The sequence below is a fragment of the Salinicoccus sp. Bachu38 genome, assembly GCF_038561955.2.
Taxonomy (GTDB): Bacteria; Bacillota; Bacilli; order Staphylococcales; family Salinicoccaceae; genus Salinicoccus; species Salinicoccus bachuensis.
This window is the reverse complement of the sequence record NZ_CP138333.2, coordinates 1,923,409-1,944,650: the sequence shown is the minus strand read 5'-3', so window position 1 is coordinate 1,944,650 and position 21,242 is coordinate 1,923,409. Positions and strand designations below refer to the sequence as shown.

At 44.8% G+C, this 21,242-nt stretch carries 20 protein-coding genes; 13 read left to right on the top strand and 7 right to left on the bottom strand.

Annotated features, from left to right (window positions below):
- Positions 1-51 precede the first annotated feature (51 nt).
- The 4 genes from RQP18_RS09950 (at position 52) to RQP18_RS09935 (ending at position 4,806) form a co-directional block, all read left to right on the top strand.
- Positions 52-1,542 (top strand): aldehyde dehydrogenase family protein, encoded by a 1,491-nt coding sequence (locus tag RQP18_RS09950; RefSeq protein WP_342387541.1) that lies wholly within the window; start codon positions 52-54, stop codon positions 1,540-1,542.
- 33 nt (positions 1,543-1,575) lie between these two features.
- On the top strand, positions 1,576-2,478 hold the full coding sequence (gene dapA, locus RQP18_RS09945; protein WP_342387540.1) for a 4-hydroxy-tetrahydrodipicolinate synthase: 903 nt from the start codon (positions 1,576-1,578) through the stop codon (positions 2,476-2,478).
- 1 nt (position 2,479) lies between these two features.
- Positions 2,480-3,826 carry an NAD(P)/FAD-dependent oxidoreductase gene (locus tag RQP18_RS09940; protein WP_342387539.1) on the top strand — a complete coding sequence of 449 codons (1,347 nt, stop codon included), beginning with the start codon at positions 2,480-2,482 and terminating at the stop codon, positions 3,824-3,826.
- A gap of 83 nt (positions 3,827-3,909) precedes the next feature.
- Entirely contained in the window at positions 3,910-4,806 is an 897-nt protein-coding gene (locus tag RQP18_RS09935) for a DMT family transporter (protein WP_342387538.1), read from the top strand.
- Positions 4,807-4,949: 143 nt separating this feature from the next.
- Here RQP18_RS09935 and RQP18_RS09930 read toward each other — a convergent pair whose 3' ends face one another.
- On the bottom strand, positions 4,950-5,696 hold the full coding sequence (locus RQP18_RS09930; RefSeq protein ID WP_342387537.1) for an SDR family NAD(P)-dependent oxidoreductase: 747 nt from the start codon (positions 5,694-5,696) through the stop codon (positions 4,950-4,952).
- Between the two features lie 486 nt (positions 5,697-6,182).
- The gene (locus RQP18_RS09925) at positions 6,183-7,232 is read right to left on the bottom strand and encodes a homocysteine S-methyltransferase family protein (RefSeq protein WP_342387536.1); all 1,050 of its coding nucleotides are present in this window, start codon (positions 7,230-7,232) and stop codon (positions 6,183-6,185) included.
- A 355-nt stretch (positions 7,233-7,587) separates the two neighbouring features.
- On the opposite strand from RQP18_RS09925, the gene RQP18_RS09920 reads away from it, so the two are divergent.
- The 6 genes from RQP18_RS09920 (at position 7,588) to RQP18_RS09895 (ending at position 12,964) form a co-directional block, all read left to right on the top strand.
- Positions 7,588-8,211, top strand: coding sequence for an NAD(P)H-binding protein (locus RQP18_RS09920; protein WP_342387535.1), 624 nt, complete (start codon positions 7,588-7,590; stop codon positions 8,209-8,211).
- A gap of 37 nt (positions 8,212-8,248) precedes the next feature.
- The gene (locus tag RQP18_RS09915; RefSeq protein WP_342387534.1) at positions 8,249-9,829 is read left to right on the top strand and encodes an FMN-binding glutamate synthase family protein; all 1,581 of its coding nucleotides are present in this window, start codon (positions 8,249-8,251) and stop codon (positions 9,827-9,829) included.
- 245 nt (positions 9,830-10,074) lie between these two features.
- On the top strand, positions 10,075-10,719 hold the full coding sequence (locus tag RQP18_RS09910) for a helix-turn-helix transcriptional regulator (protein WP_342387533.1): 645 nt from the start codon (positions 10,075-10,077) through the stop codon (positions 10,717-10,719).
- A 17-nt stretch (positions 10,720-10,736) separates the two neighbouring features.
- Positions 10,737-11,111 carry a RidA family protein gene (locus RQP18_RS09905; RefSeq protein WP_342387532.1) on the top strand — a complete coding sequence of 125 codons (375 nt, stop codon included), beginning with the start codon at positions 10,737-10,739 and terminating at the stop codon, positions 11,109-11,111.
- 72 nt (positions 11,112-11,183) lie between these two features.
- Positions 11,184-12,287, top strand: a complete 1,104-nt coding sequence (locus RQP18_RS09900; RefSeq protein WP_342387531.1) for a threonine synthase — start codon at positions 11,184-11,186, stop codon at positions 12,285-12,287.
- Positions 12,288-12,547: 260 nt separating this feature from the next.
- Entirely contained in the window at positions 12,548-12,964 is a 417-nt protein-coding gene (locus tag RQP18_RS09895) for an ester cyclase (protein WP_342387530.1), read from the top strand.
- A 32-nt stretch (positions 12,965-12,996) separates the two neighbouring features.
- Here RQP18_RS09895 and RQP18_RS09890 read toward each other — a convergent pair whose 3' ends face one another.
- Together RQP18_RS09890 and RQP18_RS09885 are read right to left on the bottom strand one after the other, a co-directional pair.
- Complete coding sequence (locus tag RQP18_RS09890) at positions 12,997-13,431, bottom strand: GNAT family N-acetyltransferase (protein ID WP_342387529.1); 435 nt, start codon at positions 13,429-13,431, stop codon at positions 12,997-12,999.
- A 2-nt stretch (positions 13,432-13,433) separates the two neighbouring features.
- A complete protein-coding gene (locus tag RQP18_RS09885; RefSeq protein ID WP_342387528.1) occupies positions 13,434-14,285 on the bottom strand; it encodes an alpha/beta fold hydrolase in 852 nt (283 codons plus the stop codon).
- Between the two features lie 395 nt (positions 14,286-14,680).
- On the opposite strand from RQP18_RS09885, the gene RQP18_RS09880 reads away from it, so the two are divergent.
- From RQP18_RS09880 to RQP18_RS09870, 3 genes are all read left to right on the top strand, one after another.
- Positions 14,681-14,803: a hypothetical protein gene (locus tag RQP18_RS09880; protein WP_342387527.1), complete on the top strand. Its 123-nt coding sequence runs from the start codon at positions 14,681-14,683 to the stop codon at positions 14,801-14,803.
- A gap of 15 nt (positions 14,804-14,818) precedes the next feature.
- Complete coding sequence (locus RQP18_RS09875) at positions 14,819-15,106, top strand: hypothetical protein (protein ID WP_342387526.1); 288 nt, start codon at positions 14,819-14,821, stop codon at positions 15,104-15,106.
- Between the two features lie 725 nt (positions 15,107-15,831).
- Positions 15,832-17,295: a hypothetical protein gene (locus RQP18_RS09870; protein ID WP_342387525.1), complete on the top strand. Its 1,464-nt coding sequence runs from the start codon at positions 15,832-15,834 to the stop codon at positions 17,293-17,295.
- A 286-nt stretch (positions 17,296-17,581) separates the two neighbouring features.
- Here RQP18_RS09870 and RQP18_RS09865 read toward each other — a convergent pair whose 3' ends face one another.
- The 3 genes from RQP18_RS09865 to RQP18_RS09855 all read right to left on the bottom strand — a co-directional run bounded on the left by RQP18_RS09865 (position 17,582) and on the right by RQP18_RS09855 (position 21,212).
- Positions 17,582-18,475 carry an alpha/beta hydrolase gene (locus RQP18_RS09865; RefSeq protein ID WP_342387524.1) on the bottom strand — a complete coding sequence of 298 codons (894 nt, stop codon included), beginning with the start codon at positions 18,473-18,475 and terminating at the stop codon, positions 17,582-17,584.
- An 89-nt stretch (positions 18,476-18,564) separates the two neighbouring features.
- Positions 18,565-19,671 (bottom strand): glycosyltransferase, encoded by a 1,107-nt coding sequence (locus RQP18_RS09860; protein WP_342387523.1) that lies wholly within the window; start codon positions 19,669-19,671, stop codon positions 18,565-18,567.
- 20 nt (positions 19,672-19,691) lie between these two features.
- Positions 19,692-21,212, bottom strand: coding sequence for a phytoene desaturase family protein (locus tag RQP18_RS09855; RefSeq protein WP_342387522.1), 1,521 nt, complete (start codon positions 21,210-21,212; stop codon positions 19,692-19,694).
- Positions 21,213-21,242: the final 30 nt, after the last annotated feature.

Sequence of the window (21,242 nt, the reverse complement as noted above, 5' to 3'; positions counted from 1 at the left end):
GGTGATACTCTTTTCATATAAATCTGAATATTCTTTATAGGGGGATTGGAAATGAGTACAGAAATTCTTGATTTAAAACCAAATTTGAAAGCGTTTTTACAGGATCCAATTGGAATATATGTCAACGGAGAATACAAAGAGTCGATCGATGGTGAAATGTTCGATGTCATCAATCCAGCTACTGAAGAAAAATTTGCGAAAGTATATAAAGCGAAAGCAGATGACATAGACATGGCGGTTGAATCCGCCCGTAAAGCGTTTGATGAAGGAGAATGGGCCGAAATGGAAGCACATTCCAGAATGAAGCTGATTTATAAGTTTGCATCATTGTTGGAAGAAAACCGTGAAGAGCTCGCACAATTGGAAGCTCTGGATAATGGGAAACCGTATGCAACTGCATTGACTGACGATGTCGATGGCTCCATTCAACAATTCGAATATTATGCGGGATTTGCTACAAAAATCTCTGGTAAAACAACTGAAGTTTCACCGGATTATTTGAACTACACACTGCATGAACCAGTAGGCGTTGTTGGACAGATCATTCCATGGAACTTCCCGTTGCTGATGGCGGCATGGAAATTGGGGTCAGCCTTGGCAGTAGGCTGCACTGTTGTGATAAAACCCGCCAGTGAAACACCATTATCCTTATTGTATATTGGAAAACTATTTAAAGAAGCCGGTTTCCCTGATGGTGTTGTAAACATCGTGCCTGGTTCAGGCAAAGAGGCAGGGGAGGCAATCATTACCCATCCGAAGGTCGACAAAGTCTCTTTCACAGGATCCACTGAGGTAGGCAAGAATGTAATGAAAAAAGCTGCCGACCTGGTGAAAGGGGTCACGCTCGAACTCGGTGGCAAATCACCCACCATCATTTTGGATGATGCGAACCTTGAAGAAGCAATCGAGGGCGCTTTTAATGGGACGATGTACAACCATGGTCAAAACTGCAGTGCGTGTACAAGAATCTATGTACAGAAGGAGAACTACGAAAAGGTAATCCAAGGACTTAAAGAACGAGCTGAAAAAATCAAAGTAGGACCGGGAATGAATGATGATACGGACATGGGGCCGCTTGTTTCAAAAAAACAGCAGGAAACGGTGCTGGAATACATTGAAAAAGGAAAAGAAGAGGGTGCCCGTCTGATTACCGGTGGATCGGCTCCATTTGATGAAGGATATTATGTTGAACCGACAATTTTTGCGGACGTTGAAGATGATATGACGATTGCCAAGGAAGAAATTTTTGGCCCCGTAATGGCAGTGATGGTCTTTGACACAATAGAAGAAGCGATAAGAAGGGCAAATGATAGCCAATATGGTCTTGCAGCCAGTGTATGGACTGAAAATATAAAAAGCGGACATTATATCACTAGAAAATTGCAGGCAGGGACTGTCTGGATTAATGACGTTGGACTTGAATTGGAAACAATGCCGTTTGGCGGCTATAAACAATCCGGCATCGGTCGTGAGATGGGTGGAGAATATGGATTGGAAAACTATACAGAAGTGAAAAGTGTCTACGTAAATATTAAAAAATAAGAGATATTTTAAAAGATATAGAGGAGGATTATTATGTTTAAACCTTATGGAGTGATTCCAGCATTGCCTACACCAATGAAAGAAGAAGGTGTAATTGATTATCAGGGCTTGGAGAAATTGGTGGATCATGTAATCGACAATGGAGTCCATGGAGTTTTGGTAGGGGGCAGCAATAGTGAATATTCATTGATGACCCTTGAAGAGCGAAAAGAAGTAATAAAATTTGTAACTGAAAAAACGAATGAGCGTGTGCCTGTAATGGCAGGTACAGGATGCCATAGAACCGAGGACACAATCGCTTTAACAAAATTTGCTGCAGATGTTGGGGTGAAGAGTGCACTTGTAATCAATCCATATTACATGGCAACCGGTGAACAGGCCATCTACGACTATTACAAGAAAGTTGCGGAAAGTTCTGATATTGGAATTATCATCTATAACTACCCGGATGCCACAGGTATACAGCTTGAACCTGAATTGATTGATAAGATAAGCAGAATTGACGGTGTGACAGGGATAAAAAATACAGACGACGGTATCCATACATCCAAAGTTATCGCATTAACGCAGGATAATCCGGATTTTTCAGTATTGACAGGGTTTGAAGATCTTATTGTACCTACGTTATCCATTGGAGGAGTTGGTGCAATCGGTGTGGTCCATAACCTGGTGCCGGAAAAAATCGTGAAACTATATGATCTGGTTGTGAAAGAAAATAATGTTCATGAAGCAATCAGACTGAACAATGAACTATTGCCGCTATACAGCATGGTCGAGGAGGAAGTGATTCCAGGCACTGTAAAAGCTGGACTGGAAGCTTTAGGTTTACCGGGTGGCAGCAGCAGATCACCACTGCCTCCTGCATCAGACGAGTTTAAAGAGAAAATCAAATCATATCTTCAGGAGCTGAAAAATAACGTGAATGTGAGGAGTTAATATGAAGGATGTAATAATTGTTGGAGGCGGTTTGGCTGGACTGTCAGCAGCTTGGAGACTGAAGTCTCATGATATATTGCTGCTTGAATCAGATGACCGTGTAGGCGGAAGAGTGGTGTCTGAGAAACGCGGGGATTACTGGCTTAATTGGGGCGGGCATGTATATGCTGGTGAGGGATCGGCTACAGATGAATTATTCAAATCTGTAGGCGTTCACTCACAGTCAGTCCCGGGTAAGTTGACTGCCATGTCCTTAAATGGAAAACTGCTTTTAAACGGTAGGGTGGAATTATATCCATTTCGTGTCCCAATGTCATGGAAGTCAAGGCTTGCATTGCTCTGCACTGGAGCAAAAGTAAGAGCAGGAGTAATCAAGTATGGCAGGGTGGCAAAAAGGAAAACATCTGAAGATTACAGTGTCCGGCAACAGCGTGTTTTTGATTTTATGAATGACAAAACATTTTCCGAGTTTACTGGAGAGTTGCCGGAAGATGCAGATGCGATATTCAGACCGACCGTAAGTCGTTCAACAGGAGATCCAGAACAAATCTCAGCAGGTGCAGGCATCGGATATTTTGATATGATTTGGAACAAGAGCACAGGATTGTCCAGGATAATAATGGGGGGACCTTCTACATTGACAGAGGATATCGCCTGTACTTTAGGCGAACGTGTCAAGTTGAATAGTGCGGTTTCAGAAGTCATCCAGCATGAAGACCATGTAACAGTACAATATACCCAGAATGGTGAGACGCATAGGGTTGATGCAAGATATATTATTATGGCAACGCCTGCCCCCATCACCAGGAAGGTTGTAAAAAATATTGATCCTGAAATGGGTAATGCCCTCGACCAGGTCACTTATGGCCCCCACGTCAGCGCTTCGTTCCTGACTGGTGAAACAGGCCCACAAATATGGGATGACGTGTATTCTTTTGCAACCCCTAAAAGATCCTTTGATATATTGATTCATAATTCAAACGTAGTCCATTCACAGTCAGAAGAAAGAAAGCCAGGAAGCTCGTTCATGACTTTCTCCCCGGCGGGAAGAGGGAAGAAGCTTTTGGATAAATCCGAAGAAGAAATCATAAAGATCTATCTGGATGACCTGAATGAAATCTTTCCAGGTTTCAGTGAGCATGTGGTGGAGGCACACGTTAAAAAGTTTCCTCTGGGGTCTGCATATGTGTTCCCTGGACGTGGCAAGATACAGCCTCTATTGACAAAACCGGACAGACGTCTATATTTGGCAGGTGATTATTTGGGCACCCTGTACACGGAAACTGCTATACAGACTGGTTTTACAGCGGCACAGAACATCAACGATTTATTAAATTATCAAAACTGATTTTTGAAAGCGTTATCAATTATTTGACTATCATTGGATGAGTGTTCCATATAATGGTGTCTTACTCTTCGAAGGAGGCCAAAATGTATGATGCAAGAGATCTGAGAGTATATGTTTCTACTTTGGCAGGAGCGGCTTGTTGGGGGCTGATCGGTCTTTTTATAACTCCTTTGTATAACAAGGGGTTCACTCCCTGGGATGTGGTTGCAATAAGAGGAGTCCTCTCTTTCGCTTTTCTCATCCTATTCATGCTGGTTTTTAAGCGGGATCAATTGAAAACACATCTTAGAGATCATGTTTTTTTCGCAAGTGCCGGAATACTCGGAATTGCATTATACAACTACTTTTACTTTGACGTATTTTCAAAATCGAATTTATCACTGGCGGTGACCTTGTTGTATACCGGCCCACTGTTCGTGACTGTACTTTCCAGGGTGTTTTTTAAAGAGTATTTCACAGGCAAGAAAGCAATCGGCGTCGTTTTGTCCTTGCTCGGATGCGCGCTTGTAGTAGGACTTTTACCATTCGGTGAGGGGAGCATGAGTTATCAAATATTATTTTTAGGTATAATGTCAGGGTTCTGCTATGCGTTATTCAGCATATTCAGCAAGCCTGTTTCAGGAAGGTATTCTGCACTGACAGTAACGACCTATAATCTTTTATATACCAGTGTCTTCATGCTTTTGACGAGTAACATAACGAGTAAAGCTGAGATGTTCCAGTCACCGGATGTATGGATCTATTCGTTCCTTTTGGCCATTGTTGGAACGATAGGCGGTTTCTTGCTCTATACATTAGGTTTAAAAAGCCTGGAAGCAAGCAAGGCATCAATTTTAACAACTGTGGAACCTGTTGTGGCAGTTTTGACTGGTGTGCTGTTCCTTGGAGAGTATTTGAACTTCTGGCAAGTGGCAGGTATTTTTATAGTGCTATGGTCATCGACAATTGTAAGTAAGGCAGAGGCAAATGTACCCTCATAATCTATAACAATAACTAATGAGAGGGAAATTTCTTTCTGCTTTTAAAATTAAACAATATTTATATGGAAAAGACGCCTTCAGAACAACGATATCATCTTGTTTTGAGACGTCTTTTATTTTTGGCCAAATGGATAGGAAATGTATTATTCGTCAGGTGTCCCCAGTGTCATACCCCCATCAACCACAATCTCCGTACCCGTACAATAGGAGCTTTCATCAGAAGCCAGGAATGCCACCGCTCTGGCGATTTCAACCGGTTGCCCAATACGTCCCAAAGGTATTGAAGCATAGTAGGAAGGGGCCCCTCCATCCTGCGTGACCATTTCTGTTTCAACGCCACCAGGATGGATCATATTCACTCGAATTCCTTGCGGTCCCAATTCAACCGCTGCAGCTTTGGACATTGCAACTACAGACGATTTTGTTGCGGCATAGACAGAGGATCTGCTGATGGGAGCAAATGAAGAAATGGATACATTATTTATGATGGATCCCTTTTGCTGTCTTTCCATATGCGGGATGACCGCCTGCATTCCCATGAAGACACCGAGCTGGTTCACGTTGATCAGCTGCTGATAATCCTCCAGTGTAGTCTCCCTGAACGTTTTTCGTTTAAAGAGCCCTGCATTATTCACCAATGCATCAATCCTGCCGAACTGATCTATGATCTCATCGACTGCCGATTTCCATTCCATTTCTTTTGTGACATCCAATTGAACAGGAAAAGCATTCTTTTCTCCAATAAACTCAGCCACTTCTTTTGCTTCATCATAATTCCGAGCTCCAATACCGACTATAGCTCCCGATAAGGCCAGATGCTGTGCGATGGCTTTTCCCTGTCCGCGGTTAGCTCCGGTGACAAGAAGGACATGATTACTTAAATCAGGCATACACACACTCCTTTTTGTTATCTTTTATACCTTCTAACTTGAGACATTAACACATCGATAGTAATTAGTACATTTACCATCACTATCATTGCATTAACTTACGTTCTAAATTCATAATCGCAAAAGATTATAATAAGAATGCGTTTCTCGCTTATTAATTTGGACTTTTGAGACAGTTGTCGTCTGACATATAAATTTTCAGCGTTCATTTGAAAAGGTATCGATGACGGCGACGGCATTGTCGTCCTCCCTCTGAAGGATGCTGAAGAAATTTTGGAGAGAGCACAGCATACCTCAGCCTATGAAGAGAAAGTGATGGATGAAATTGAAAAGGGCGTTTGGGATAGAAGCTGGGGAGATGAGGCGCTTCATGTCAAAGGCTGTGATTTCCAGTATAACCTTAAATGCATGAACGAACCCCCGACCTGTGACAGGTCAGGGGTTCCGAATCGTCCTTCCTGATTCCAGGAAGAATCCTACTGCTGCTTATGCTTTCGAGCGATAATTTAGATTATGTTCCTGTAATGTTTCGTCCTTGCCGAAAAGAAAGTGTTTTTCCATGTCGGGTGAATACTTCGAATTGACCGTCTCCACACCAACAGCTTCCGCAACCGCACGGAGCATTGCCGGTGATGCACCGCAGCACAATCCAATATAGTTGACGCCTATATCATTGGCTTTCTTTGCCCACTCAGCGAGTTCATAACGATTATGATAGAGGGGGTCCAGTGAAGTTGGAAAGGTTGTCTCGAGCGGCAAGTGGCAGCTGCATCCGCCGTCAGGCAGATTAAAGAAGGTCGGATGTTCTTCAGTAGTCCGGTAGGGGATCGGCAGACCGCCCACGTAGCCATCCACCTTTTCACGTATCTTGATGAGATATGGCTGCATGGTATCCGGTCCACGGAAACAGTTCATCCCGACCACCAATGCGCCTTTTTCAGCCAGTATTTCGCATGATTCCTCTACTGTAAAGCCGTCCCTCAATATGTTTTCTCCCATCAGTCCCATCGTGATGACGGCGGGTATATCCTGCCTTTGGATTTCTTCCAGAGCAATCACTGCCTCTTCATGATAATAGAACGTTTCCCCGTTGATATAATCCACTTCTTCTTCCCTGCACCACTTGACCATCTCCCTGAACATCCCTCTGACCTGTTCCTTTGATTCAGGGTTATCCGGATCAAAGATATTCGTATTGGAGATGTTGCCGGCGACCAACGCCTCTTCTATTGGATGTTCCTTCGCCACTTCTTTTGCCAGCCGGATTGCATTTCTATTCAAAGGTTCCAGCAGCTCTTCCTTGCCGATGATTCTCATCTTTTCCCTGTGGGCGTTATAGGTGAAGGCCAGGACCACATCGGAGCCTGCATTCATGTAGTCACGGTACGTCTGTTTAAGTGCGTCCGGATTATCCAGTGCGACCTCCGGTACAAATGACCCCGCCTGCAGATATCCCCTGCGTTCCAATTCAAATAAATAGCCTTCCCCTGCGATGACCGGACCGTCCTTCAGTCTTTCTTCCAAACTGCGCTTCATATGAATTCCCCCTTAAATTTAAAGAAAAGGTCTGAAACTTTAAATCCACCTGATCTTATTTTGAGTAAGGCAAGTCTACCATGATATGCATGGTGTAAAATAATACTGATTATTCATGGTTGGATATAGCGTGGGACTATATCGAAAGGGGTACAGTTGAAAACCGCTATAAGCAGGGCTGGAAAAAACCATGCATAAGCAACACCGCTCAGAACTTCAATTTCGCGGAATCCATCAGAAAATGATAATGCACAAGGCCGGCCTGACTGGCACTCCTGGTCGTGTCATCGGGTGTTTCGGCAATTTTGAATAGGGAAGTTAGAAAATGAACATATCAGCAGGAGGGAGGCATTGGATGAAGGTATTCGTGTTTGGTGGCAGTGAAGCGGTTGGCGAGCATGTTTTGAAGGCGCTTGATGCGAAAGGGCATGAAGCGGTGACGATGGCGGAGGCTGAAAACAGGGCGGAAGAGCTGAAGATGCTGGGGGCGGTTGAAGTAGTCATTTCCAAAGATGAGGGGTTTGAGAGAGCAATTACAGGTGCCAGTGCAGTCATCTATATCGCAGGTGCCAGTCCCGGTGCAGGTGAAAACCAGGCGACACTGGTGGACCACGATGCCGTGATCGATGCACTTGAAGAGGCACAGCAGCAGAAGGTCGAACGCATCGTCTACTTGAGCCCCGTGCGCATGGACGAGTCCCAGGAATCGAAAAAGACGGGAGGAAAACATAAGCCGGAAGAATGGATCACGAAGAGCCGGTTCACCTACACAATCGTCCGGACGACAAAGACGGTCAGCAAGCCGGGGAATGGCAGCATTAAGGCAGGAGAAACAGTTGATGCAGACAGTGGTGAGGTGCCTTATGAGGATGTGGCTGCCGTCCTTGTGGAAGCACTCGGCAATGAGAATACATTCAACAGGGCATTCGAAATGACTGCAGGGGAGACCGCGATAAAAGACGCCTTGGACGCTTTGTGAAAAATCAATAACGGATGAAAACGGAAGGGTGGTCCTTATGGGAAAAATATCGAAATACCTGCCGTCCGCTATCATGAGCACTTCGGTAGCGGCGCCGCTTGCCTACATGGCATATATGTATCAAAAAGACGATCGCCAGAAACAGCATGCGATTCTGCGTAACTTTCCGCTGCTTGGACGTGTAAGGTATGTTTCGGAACACGTCGGTCCGGAACTGAGGCAATACCTTTTCGCAGAGGACAATGAAGGGGAGCCGTTTTCAAGGCTGCAGTTCCAGAACGTGGTCAAAGCGGGAAAATACAATGAACGGCTGCTCGGCTTTGGTTCTGATAAAGACTTTGAGGAAGAGGGCTATTTCATCCGGAACAGTCTATTCCCCAAACTTTCGACTGAAATGCGGGTCGATAATACAGAGAAGACAAATACGTATAAATACATCATCGACAATGAAGGGCTGTTCTCCCGGAAGGAGCACCGTGAGGAAGCGCAGGTGGATCCATACTTCCTGCGGGATGAAGATGCAATCGTTCTTGGAGAAGGCAGGTGTAGACAGCCGTTCCATGTCAAAGGGCAGGTGGGCATGTCTGCGATGAGCTATGGTGCGCTCGGGGAACGGGCGATTACGGCACTGTCAAAAGGGTTGGCGATTGCCGGCGGCACTTGGATGAATACCGGAGAAGGCGGGATATCCGACCATCACCTGGCCGGCAATGCCGACCTGATGATGCAGATCGGACCGGGACTTTTTGGTGTCCGGACACCAGCCGGTGAATTTTCCTGGGAAGCGTTCAGGGAAAAAGCCGAAATGGAGCAGGTGAAGGCCTTTGAAGTCAAACTTGCCCAGGGTGCCAAGACCCGGGGCGGCCACCTTGAAGGAAAAAAGGTCACCGAAGAGATTGCCAGAATTCGGTTGATTGAGCTGGGCAAGACAGTCAACAGCCCGAACCGTTTCGTCGACTACGATTCCTTCCCGGCGCTATTCGACTTCATCGAAGAACTCCGTGAAGTCGGTGGGAAACCGGTGGGGATGAAGATTGTGGTCGGCGATATTGAAAGTCTTGCAGAGATGGTGCAGATCATGAAGGAGTCGGGCAAAGGGCCGGACTTCATCACAATCGATGGAGGTGAGGGCGGAACAGGTGCGACGTATCAGGAGCTTGCCGATTCCGTCGGGCTGCCGATCATGACCGCTCTGCCAATTGTTGATGAACTGCTCCGTGAGTACGAAATCAGGGACCGCGTCAAACTGATCGCCTCCGGCAAACTGATCACTCCGGACAAAGCGGCCATTGCGCTTGCGATGGGGGCGGACCTCATCAATATTGCACGCGGCTTCATGATCAGTGTGGGCTGCATCATGGCCGAGGTATGCCATACGAATACATGTCCGGTCGGTGTGGCGACGACGGACGAAAAACTGCAGACAGGTCTCATCGTGGACGAAAAACTCTACCGGGTCACCAACTATGTCACATCACTGCGTGCCGGGCTGTTCAATGTGGCGGCAGCTGCCGGTGTGGATTCACCGGTGAAACTCGAACGGAGACACCTCGTTTATAAAGACAACCAGGGCCGTATTTCCTCAGTGGACAACATGCTGCAGCAGATTCAAGGATAAGCGTACATTAAAAGGCACTGGAGAGAGACGGCTTACCGCAGCCCATCTTCTCTCCTTTTGTATATATATGCGGGCCTTTCTGCTGATGCAACCCCTCCATCATGGCTGTTCCCTGTTTGATTGCAGGAGTGCATCCTTTGAGGTCTGGCTAGATCCTCCTGTGAAGTATAAAAAAATCTATTTATTGATATAATCATATAAAAAATTATATAATGAATTTGAATTCAAAGGCGAGGGAGTTATATATGGAAGAATCCAAGAAAATTTTAGAGGGCTTCATTCCGGTTGCGAAATCCAACGCAAAAATGTTCGGGCCAAACTGTGAGGTCGTCATTCATGATTTGACGCATCCTCAAAATTCAGTAATGTTCACAGTCAATAATCATGTGACAGGAAGGGAGGTCGGTCAATCTTTTGATCACTTGGTCAAGACGGTACTACAGGCTGAAGACTTCAAGGAGGATTATCTGGCAAGCTATACATCCACAACCGAAGATGGGCGGACCATCTGTTCCTCGACTTCTTTAATACGTGATTCCGGGAAAAAGGTCATTGGTGCCTATTGTGTAAACTTTGATGTCGAAGCACTCAGCCAGATGCAGAAGTTTATGGATAATTTTCTGCCTGCACAGGCTGAACCCCGGGTGGAAGAAGCGAAAACGGATGATGATGTTGAGAATGTCGAAGAAATAGTGGACCAGTTGATCCAGCAGATCATCAAAAACAGTGTGCATCCGGCCATGAAGCGTCATGAGAAGGTTGAACTGATACGGTTCATGGACGAAAAAGGCATCTTTTTAATGAAAGGCTCGGTTGAGAAGATCGCTTCTTTGCTGGGGATTTCCAAGGTGACCGTCTACAGTTATTTGGATGAAATCAAAAATAAATAAAACTAAGGAGCATCATCATGAAGAAGATTTTTGAAGTGGGAAATTTAAAATCGAATGGACATTATGCTTTGGCAACCGTACATGGAGATACCGTATATGTCTCCGGACAATTCGCGATTGATCCAGAAAGCCGGGAAAAGAAGTTCGGGCCGATTGAAGAGGAGACACTGCAGGCACTTAAAAACGTAGAAGCCATTTTGGAAGCGGCCGGCAGTACGAAAGAACAGGTTGTGCGCATGAACCTGTATATCCCGGATGTGAAACTATGGGATAAGGTGGACGCGGTCTACAAGGAATTCTTCGGCGAGCACAAACCTGCCCGTACCGTGATACCGACGAACGAACTGCATTTTGGCTTCAAAATCGAAGTGGATGCCATCGCATATATCTAAGTATATTTTTTTGCCTGATGCATATAAAAAAATCTAATTTATATAAAAGATTATTTGAAAGGGTTGAGGTATGTGGAACAATTCATTTGTAATCGCTGCGGTAAAAAGCATGATATCACCCCGGCGTTATGGAAATGTGAATGTGGCGGTGTACTGGACATAGCAAAAGACACACCGGAAATTGATGTTTCAGCCTGGGATGCCTATCCAAATTCATTATGGCGTTATTTTGAAACCATGCCGTTCAAAAAAGGTTCTGAGACATGGGAAGCCGTCACAATGGGTGAAGGTCAATCGCCTTTGATTGTTTTGGATTCTGAGAATCCCAATACTTATGTGAAAGTGGATTACATGATGCCGACATTATCCTTTAAGGATCGAGGAGCAGCTGTTCTGATGACACTGGCAAAAGAGTTGGGGGTAACAAAAGTGATTGCCGACAGCAGTGGGAATGCAGGCACAGCCATCGCAGCCTATGCAGCACGCTGCAATATCGGCTGTGACATCTACTTGAGTGATGCAACATCACCGAAGAAGATCGATCAGGTAAAAGCCCATGGCGCCACGATCAAGGCGGTCCATGGCACAAGGGAGGACATTGCCGCTGCAGCACAACGGGCTGTAGAGGAAGAGAAGGTCTTTTACGCCAGTCATGTGTACAACCCATATTTCTATGAAGGAACGAAAACATATGCGTATGAAATCTATGAACAGATGAACGGCGTCCCCGATTCAGTCATTGTTCCGGTGGGGAACGGGACGCTGCTCCTCGGTGTCTATTACGGTTTTAAAGAGTTGTTTGAAAATGATTTGATTGATAAGATGCCGAAGATCGTCGCCATCCAGGCGAAGCACTGTGCGCCTCTGGCAGAGGCCTACCAGAACGGAGAGGAAACAGCACAGCCTGTCGTCAATGAAGGGACACTCGCAGAAGGGATAGCTATTGCCGCACCAGCGCGCTCCAAACAGATTCTGGAAGCTGTACGGAATACCAATGGTACTTTCATTGAAATTGAAGAAGATGAAATCCTCGACGCACGGGCGGAACTGAGTGGGAAAGGATTCTATGTCGAAGTGACTTCCGCAGTAAACTATGCCGGCTACCTCAAGTATAGAAAAGACACGGAGGAAAAAATAATCATACCGCTCTGTGGTGCCGGCATCAAATCAAAATAAATTATTAGGGAAATGGGGCTGCCCTTATATAGCATTGAATGACCAAAAGCATCGACATTTTGTCGGTGCTTTTGGTGTTGATACAGGTATGATTTCTGTAAGGTCCATGAATCGACATTTCTTGATGGGTAGTGTTTAGTTTCCGGTACATCACACTCAAACATTGGATGCTTCTAACAATGAATTATTTAAATATTTAGGTGGTTTGCTATACTGGTGTCATCTAAATAATTACATTCAGCAATAAAGGAGCGGTTTCTATGAGCAACAAAAATTTATACTATAAATGGTTGGAAGCTTGGAATACTGACATTTCATTAATTAATGAAATAGCTCATAACGAATGTATAGTACATCAGGCAAGGACGGATGATAAAGATTCCAAAAGTTATATTGGTCCAGAAGCATTGAAAGAGATTATTTCTTCAGGAACATATTTTTTTGACGATTACAAAATGTCCCTGGTTGTCAATCCCATAGAAGAAGGGGGATATGTTTCTGCCCGTTGGAATTTCACAGGAAAATACAATGGCAAAATGGATGGAGTCAATGTTGATAAAGGTAAAGAGATTTCATTTGATGGAACTGATATTTTTTATATAGAGAATGATAAAGTTAAAGATTATTGGGTCTCTTCTGATGGGGTGGATTTTATGAAACAATTAGAGATGATTTAAAGGCGTTCGTAAAAGTATAACATTACGCTTTATCACAAAACTTTCTTAAAAACATAGCTGGCCTTATCGTACATCATTTTCTCTTCATAGAATTTATGGGCTTCTTTGCGCTGTAATCCAGATGAAAGGGCGACACTCTCATAGCCTTTATCCTCTGCCCAGCCATGTATGAAACTTAAAAGTTCATTCCCATACCCTTTAGACCTGATCTTTTGGTCTGTAACAAGGTCGCACACCCAAATAAATCTGCCATAGTACAATGTAATCATGGGTTTGAACCCACATACCGCCACGATACTATCCTCTTCAAACAGGGCATACATGAGATAGTGGTCCTTCTCTCTGGCCTCAATCACAAGGTCCATGTATTGCGCCTCGTTCAAGTGTGTTCTTAATTGTCGCATTACGGAAAAGGCACTTCGGATTTCTTCTTCTGTTCGCAACTCTTTTATCATAGTGTTTTGCAATATTATATCTCCTTCCCAGATGGTTTCACTGTCGATTTCAAAAATGCTTCGAACTTCTCTTCTTCCTCTACATCAGGATTGTGGTTGCTGTATTCAAATGTCGTGAGCGAAGCATTTGGCATCAGTTCAGCGGCTTCTTCGCTGAATATATGGGGACACTGTGCATCATACCAACCACAGTATATGAAGGCTTTGACAGGTGTCGATTTCAACTGCTCCCTTACATCGTAATCTTTGAGTTCGGAAGTGAAGTAATCCAGCTTGTCCATCAGTGTCCTGCCACTCTCTTTTTTATCGATTACTTTATAATATGACTCTTCCTTATAAAGGGACATCATCAGCCATTCTTTAGACAGTTTGATCCTTTCTTCCCTTGATGTGTCAGGATTGCGAAGGTCCGAAAATATCTCCTTCATCCTCGGGTTGTTTGGATTCTCTGGATAGTAGATGCTGTCGGGATGCTTCATATACGCGTAGGATGCACATAGGCCACCTGCAATTATCTTGTCAAGACTCTCCGGATACATGACAGCATACTTCAGGGCCAGAAACCCACCCGTGGAATGTCCTGAAAAAGTCCACGAATCAATTTTGAGCGCTCTCCTTATCGCTTCCATATCATGAATGGCATCATCCATGCTGTATGTATACTCTTCAGTGGCTCCATCCGATCTTCCTGCACCACGCAAATTGATGATATGGACTGTATAATGTTCAGCCAGCATTTGCGACATTGTATTTCCAAGTGTGTTGAATTCACTATAGAGATGGGTGAATGCCAAAGGCTTTCCATTCCCCTTCTTGAATACCTCGAATGCACCGCGTTCAGTTTCCAATACTTCACGTTCAAACATTAGGTGCCCCCATCCGTCAAAATATTTAAAAATTAAGATTATTTGTTATACTGATATCATACCAAATAATTACATTTAGTAATATCCATGAATAGAGAGAACCTTGCAAGCAAAAAAATATTCTTAATACAAAACAAGGGGGGCATTCTGTTGGAACAAGTGATATTCCTTATAGCCCTGGCATCTTTCTTACTTGCAATCATACTCCTGGGAGTGAATATTATAAGGCTAGGATTCATGCCAGCACTTTCGATTAAGACACGGCTGGCTCAACTATCATTGGCTTTTATGGGCATCTATGTCATCTTTCTTATCGCATTTCTCGTAATGATAAATTAACAATCATCTTATAGACGGTGCCCAGGTCAATAAAAAAGAGGAGAGGAGTAGCATCCATGATTCTGCATACAGATGTTTCAGGAGAAGGGGACGCTGTCGTTTTTCTGCATACTGGTCTGCAGACAGGAGAAACCGAACTTGAAATACAAGTGGAGGTTGTTCCTTTCAGTGACTGTTAAATAGGAGGCATTCAAATGGAATTAATAATTTTTCTGCTTATTTTTGGCCTTGCCCTCTTTGGCTATAATCGGCTGATGGGGTACAAAAAGGGGCAGATCGTTCTGGATCTGGAAGAACGGTATACCGACCAATCGAAGTATGTTGAAGCAGTAAAGCGTGAACTGGTTGAAGAGGGGAGAAGCGTAGATTATAAGGGGAATGGGAAATTTTTGATCGACGGCAAGACTTATATTCTAGTCGAACGGAACGATTCCATGGGTGGAGGTATAATTCAGAGAACGATATTGATGCCTGAAAAATGATGCCTGGAAATCAAATGATAGATCTCGGGAAAAAGTGCACCCAATACGATAGATGAAACATATAAACAAGGAGAACTGATAATGGTATACGAGATACCTGAAAGTATTGGATTCACATGAGATATCGGGGAGTTGCATGTTTCTTTCGAGTCTTCTGAAGATGACACGGAACATATACTGGAGCAGAGACTGCCATTTCGAATATGAAAAATTGCCCCGTGCTTCACAGGCTGGGAGTTTCATTCTTTCAAATCATCCCTGATTAGAGATTCCGGTGGAAGGTACGTATTCATCAGCGGATGCTGCAGATTTACTGTGGTCGATGATTTTCAAGGAAACAAATAAGGAGGACTTTTTTTGTAAAGAAGGCAGACGGTAATCTTTCTGTGAAATTTCAATTGAGACATCAGGAAAAGATTATGGATCGCAAAGAAATCTTAATAAAAGTCATAAATGATGACGTAAAAAGGGTAGATATCATAGGGAGGGAATTATTGGAAATTTATATGTGCCAGTTGCCGAAGGAAAATATCCATCGGTCATCATATTGAGCGGCTCCAAACAAGCGAATGCCAAAGCGAGTAGACAGTCTTTGGAAGAAATCATGGTTTTTCTTCATACACATAGCGTATGAAGTGATTTGACCGGGCTCGTATTTCACTATCACAATAAACAGATAACAGTAGTGGCATCTGTTGTGAATCTAGTTCATAGAAGGGGATATTATGCTTAAATACTTACTTGCTTTATTCAGTTTAATGATGCTGATTGGCTGCCAGAATGGAGAAGAAGAAACAGGGAGCGCTTCGACTGAGAGCGAAACTGTTTCAGAGGAGACGACTGAAGCGGAAACAACGGAGGAAAGTACCGAGAAAGCATCTGAGGAAACGACGGAAGAAAATGCAGACACAGAAGAGTCGGCGGATGATGAAGAATCCAGCAGCGAAGAATCGTCGGAGTCCGATACATCATCAGAGCAAGCATCTGAGCCAGAACAGGTAAACGTACTGGCGACACGTTGCATCATCAGTAATCTGGGAGAGGCGTGTGACGGAGTACCGCTTGATGATCAGAAGAAGGCATATCAGCGCTTATTGGATGAAGGGGTGCTTGGTAAAAGAGAAGTAACGGATACATTTCTTGAAGATGTACTTGGTTCTCACATGACAATGCATAATCAAAATACAGGCCCTTCACCTTCAGACGATCAGTATCCACTGTCCACTATAGATATTACAGCGCATTATTTTACGATGGAGCTTGAGAATTACTACAACAGTGAAAGTGATGCGGCACTCGGGTATTTGGAAGAAGGCAGTACTCTGTATGAAGCCACCGTAGCGAATAAGGAATCGGGTGATTTCAGTGACTATAAGCTGTACAGTGCCGAAGTGGTAGAATCGGAGCGTGGTGAACCTAGAACGAGACAGATTGAGAGGGTATACTCCCACGCCTCGTCCGATGGGATTGAACGTGACCGTGTAACGTACGAGAGCAGTAAGGGAGATGGTCCGGTTGGACCCACCAAACTCCAGTTGACCGGTATTGAAAGTCATGAATTGATTGAAACAGATATCGAATACGAAGTGGATGTCAATGAAGCTTACGGACCTGCCTCTGATGCTTCTCCACATGCCAGGGAATGTATTATAAAATTCAATATACGTTGTGAACTGGACTCCGTTGAAGAAGTCAGGGATGCCTATGACCAGTATGTCGCCAATGGTACACTGCCGGAAGAGACTGAAGCAGAAAGCTATCCTGCAAGAATCGATGAATCGCGCAGGGCAATCGACTATCAAATGAGGGTGATCGGCTCAATTTCTACGAAAAACTACGAGAACTACTTCCAGCATTATGCCTATGATTTAATGCAGTATTATAATGATGAAAGTGATGATGTGCTCCACTATTTAGAACCGGATAGTGCAGCCTATGATGCCATTGTTGCCAATAAGGAAAATGGAGATTTCAGCGAACATGAGAATTATCTTGTCAATATTGATGATAATCGCTTCAGCTATATGAGTCCGCCACCTCAGGAAATGATCCTGGAGCGTGTGTATTCCCATGCAACTTCTGAAGGAAAACGAAAGAACAGGGTGCTCTATACACTTGAACTGGATGAAGTTTCAGGCATTCAGATTTTCAGTTTCGAAGAGTTGTCGGATGAACCTTTTGAAGAATAAGACAAAAAACGGGTGAATTTAAGGAATAATTTGAAACAGTTAAGAATTAAATTATAGACATGTGGGTCAATCTAGGCGGTAGCAGTTTTGCCTATCACAACCTCTTGAAAGCCATACTCCCGGATTTGATGTACACCCCTAAAGTTGAACTCCAAATTCAACTTTAAGGGTGTTTTGATTATGAAATGGGGGCATTCATAAAAGACCAACAGAGGTGACGGGTTTGTTCCCTTACTCGATGATCCGAATTTTTCAATAACGGGAAGAGGAAGAAGTTGAAAAGTCCCTATTTCCAAACTTCTTGCCGATCGACGGCTTCTTTGATTTTCTGTGCTATCAACTGCCAAGCTTCCTGTGCTTTTTCTTTTGGGCCCAGATGCGTAAAAGCATGGCCACAGCCTGTGAAAAGGACATCTTGAATGCTTACGCCTGCTGTTTTTAATTTCTCGGCGTAAACTTCAGCTTCTGGTCTGAAAGCATCATGCTCAGCAATGAGGATAAGGGCAGGGGCCAATTGATCATTTATATCGGCATAAACAGGGGAGGCGAGGGGATTCCTGGCCATTTCCTTTTCAGGCACATAGCATATGTTTAAAAAGTGTGCGGCCTGTGGGAATTGCGCGCGCCACTTATTTGGTTCGGGTTTCTCTGCATATGGTGTGACGAAATCCAGCATTGGGCAGGACAAAACCTGCAGGAGTGGCTGTTTTTCCATTATATTTTCAAGGTGGAGGCAGAATGCAGCTGCAATGTTGCCGCCTGAGCTTTGGCCGCCCACCATCAATTTCTCAGTATCGATGTCCAGCTCATCGGCTTTTCCCTTCATCCATTGGAACACGTCATAGCTTTGTTCGATTGCTTTCGGGAAAGGATATTCCGGTGCTTTCACATAATCGATGTTGAGGACGACACATCCCGTCTGATTGGCCAGGTATCGGCAATATGGATCATCCATCTCCTTATCATTCATTATGAAGGCACCTCCATGGATATTGATGTAGAGGGGGTGCTTTTTTTGTTCTGCTTCCAATGGATAATAGAGGGATATTGCGGTAGGGCCAATGGATGTTTCAACAAGGAGGTCCTTTTTGCTTTTTACAGGCAGCTGATCGACCATTGGTGTTTTTGCTGAATTATTTGGAAAGAGTCGCAGTAATTTTGCAATGATGGTTTTGAGCATGACTGACGGACCTCGCTTTTCTTTTCTAGCATTATATGGCGGTGGAGCAGAGGATGAACGGGTGGAAGACCGGCTTGATAAAGGCGATCCTATTTAACGTTTATCTTCCTTCCTTTCCAGTTCACGGAACGCAGTATATGGACACGGAAGATGGAATATACGAATACCCCTGCAAAAAATGAGAACAGGATGGGGTGGAAGATGAAAATACTTCTTTTGAAATTCCCGCATCTTCGGGCGAATATCATTGTTTGAAGCGCATAGAGGAGATACAGCACTCCGGTGAGCGCAATCAGCACGGGGTCCATTGCGATAAGTGAAGAAACCAATGCCCCGGTGCTTATGAAACTGCCGGAAATCCAAATGATGGTCATCAGCATGACTGCAGGATGTGTCGCTTTTGAACCGAGCGCAAAACTTTTGCACCAGCCCTCCACAAGACTTTTGAACCCTTCCGGATACATGCGGAAAGATATGCCCCCTTTGCCGCCCAGACAATGGACAGGCAGATCCTGATTGAGATAAGCCTGTCCCAGTGCCAAATCATCCATGATGGCTTCCTGGATGCCCTTATGTCCGCCTGTTGAAAGGTAATCGTCCCTGTTGGACAGGATGCAGGGGCCAAACGAGCCTGCAGGTTCAAACCGCTTTCCCCAGACGGTGAATACATTCATCCCCACAACAACAATCACGTTGAAGATGGCTGAAAGATTTTCGTACATGGCTTCGATGTGGTGAAACGGCTGCAGGGATAATATGCCCCGTGCCCCTTTCCGTCGATACAGCGTCAACAGATCCTGAAGGCTGTCAGGGGTGCTGAAGCGTGTATCGGCATCCAGAAAAAGCAGCCATTCTCCTTTCGACTGCTGTACACCATGCCAGCAGGCTGACGATTTGCCTGCGCCGGCCTCCTTGGATTCATTATGCAGTACTGTTGCATCAAAAGCCGATGCGACAGAAACGGTATCATCCGTGGAGTCATCGTCGACGACCAGAACTTCAAATGATCTGAAGCTCTGTTCCTGCAGGGACTCGAGCAGGGCGGAGATCCTTTCTGCTTCATTTCTGGCCGGAATGATGATGGATACAAAGGGATATCCGGCATCTTTCTCCCGGCTGAGAGGGCGGGGCAGGGACCAGAACATGAGCATTCCGGCGACAATTGTCAGAAGGCCCACTATAAGATTGACCATCATAAGCTTCTCCCCCTTTTAATTCATTCAGTGTCTGGATGGCTGCCTTTATCATCTTGGATGAGTTCCCGGGCAGCGATTCCGGCTGACAGAAGTACAATCGGGACACCTGCACCCGGATGTGTGCTGCTGCCTGTGAAATACAAGTTGGAACAGCTTGGTGATTTGCTCTGCGGACGCCTGTGGATGCTTTGGGAAAGGGTGGGCTGGAGACCGAATGCAGCACCATTATATGCATTGAATCTGGACTCGAAATCAACTGGCGTGAAGCAGGTTTCTGTAACGATCTCCTGTTCAACGTTTTCAAATCCGCGTATTTTCTTCAGGGTTTCCAAAATGTATGTACGGTAGTATTGGACCGTCTCATCATTCCATTCGTAATCAGCCGTACCGAGGTCGGATACGGGCATCAGGATATACAGTCCATCCTTTCCTTCCGGCGCGAGCGTTGGATCGAGTTTCGATGCGATATAGACATAGAAGGAGGCGTGCTCCAATCTTTTACCATCAAAGATATCCTGCATGTTCTTCTCGAGTGATTCATTGAAAATGAAATTATGGACATGCTCGACATCTTCATATTTCCGGTCCATCCCCAAGTATAGAAGGAAGCCGGAACAGGAATACTTCATCCCCTCAATCTTCCTGTCGGTGAATTTCCCTTTGGTTGCAGGACTTTTCACCAGGTTTTTCATCGCATATGGAAAATCGGCGTTGCAGACTACAAAATCGGCATCAATTTTCCTGTCGTCCATCTTGATGCCGGTCGCTTTCCGGTCATCGATGGAGATTTCCTGCACCTGGCTTCCATAGACAACTTCTCCGCCAAGTTCCCTGAAAAGTCTTTCCATGGACGATGCCATGGTATACATCCCGCCTTTGATGAACCATATCCCATATAGAAACTGGATCATCGGAATCATCGAATAGAAGGAAGGTCCGTTGAAGGGGGAGATGCCTATGTACAATGTCTGGAAGCCCATGATCTGCTTCAGGCGTTCGCTCTTTATATACCTTCCGATGAAATTATCCGCCGTACCCACCAATTTCACTTTCGGTGCTTTCCTGAACATCGAAATATTATAGAAGTCACTTCTTTTATGGAAGGGTCGTCCAAGAATATTGTCCTGGGCGAAGATGAACCCTTTATAGATATCATGCAGGTAGTGGAGAAAACCCTCTGTATCTCCAGGGCTGATGGACTCGATCATTCTGGTCAACTCGGGCAGGTCAGAGGAAATGTCGATGGGTGCATCCGGAGTATCACTGAAGTACACCCGGTACATGGGGTCCAATTTCTCCATTGGAATGTAATCGTCTGGATCGCGTCCACAAAGCTCGAATATTTCACGGTACAGTTCCGGCATCATGACGATGCTCGGTCCCAGGTCGAATTGATACCCCTCTTTTTCAAGCCGGTTCATTTTTCCGCCCGGAGTAGAATCCTTTTCATGGATCTCCACCTGATAGCCGGCATGCTGCAGTCTGATGGCACTTGCCAGCCCTGCCACACCTGCACCAATGACGATCACTTTCTTTGTCATGCATACACCTCTTTCCCTTTTTAAAATGAA

Coding starts and splice junctions, on each gene's coding strand:
- RQP18_RS09935 (WP_342387538.1), top strand. CDS start 3,910: ATGTATGATGCAAGAGATCTGAGAGTATATGTTTCTACTTTGGCAGGA.
- RQP18_RS09905 (WP_342387532.1), top strand. CDS start 10,737: ATGAAGAAGATTTTTGAAGTGGGAAATTTAAAATCGAATGGACATTAT.
- RQP18_RS09950 (WP_342387541.1), top strand. CDS start 52: ATGAGTACAGAAATTCTTGATTTAAAACCAAATTTGAAAGCGTTTTTA.
- dapA (WP_342387540.1), top strand. CDS start 1,576: ATGTTTAAACCTTATGGAGTGATTCCAGCATTGCCTACACCAATGAAA.
- RQP18_RS09910 (WP_342387533.1), top strand. CDS start 10,075: ATGGAAGAATCCAAGAAAATTTTAGAGGGCTTCATTCCGGTTGCGAAA.
- RQP18_RS09855 (WP_342387522.1), bottom strand. CDS start 21,212: ATGACAAAGAAAGTGATCGTCATTGGTGCAGGTGTGGCAGGGCTGGCA.
- RQP18_RS09880 (WP_342387527.1), top strand. CDS start 14,681: ATGATTCTGCATACAGATGTTTCAGGAGAAGGGGACGCTGTCGTTTTT.
- RQP18_RS09940 (WP_342387539.1), top strand. CDS start 2,480: ATGAAGGATGTAATAATTGTTGGAGGCGGTTTGGCTGGACTGTCAGCA.
- RQP18_RS09875 (WP_342387526.1), top strand. CDS start 14,819: ATGGAATTAATAATTTTTCTGCTTATTTTTGGCCTTGCCCTCTTTGGC.
- RQP18_RS09860 (WP_342387523.1), bottom strand. CDS start 19,671: ATGATGGTCAATCTTATAGTGGGCCTTCTGACAATTGTCGCCGGAATG.
- RQP18_RS09920 (WP_342387535.1), top strand. CDS start 7,588: ATGAAGGTATTCGTGTTTGGTGGCAGTGAAGCGGTTGGCGAGCATGTT.
- RQP18_RS09915 (WP_342387534.1), top strand. CDS start 8,249: ATGGGAAAAATATCGAAATACCTGCCGTCCGCTATCATGAGCACTTCG.
- RQP18_RS09870 (WP_342387525.1), top strand. CDS start 15,832: ATGCTTAAATACTTACTTGCTTTATTCAGTTTAATGATGCTGATTGGC.
- RQP18_RS09895 (WP_342387530.1), top strand. CDS start 12,548: ATGAGCAACAAAAATTTATACTATAAATGGTTGGAAGCTTGGAATACT.
- RQP18_RS09865 (WP_342387524.1), bottom strand. CDS start 18,475: ATGCTCAAAACCATCATTGCAAAATTACTGCGACTCTTTCCAAATAAT.
- RQP18_RS09925 (WP_342387536.1), bottom strand. CDS start 7,232: ATGAAGCGCAGTTTGGAAGAAAGACTGAAGGACGGTCCGGTCATCGCA.
- RQP18_RS09930 (WP_342387537.1), bottom strand. CDS start 5,696: ATGCCTGATTTAAGTAATCATGTCCTTCTTGTCACCGGAGCTAACCGC.
- RQP18_RS09885 (WP_342387528.1), bottom strand. CDS start 14,285: ATGTTTGAACGTGAAGTATTGGAAACTGAACGCGGTGCATTCGAGGTA.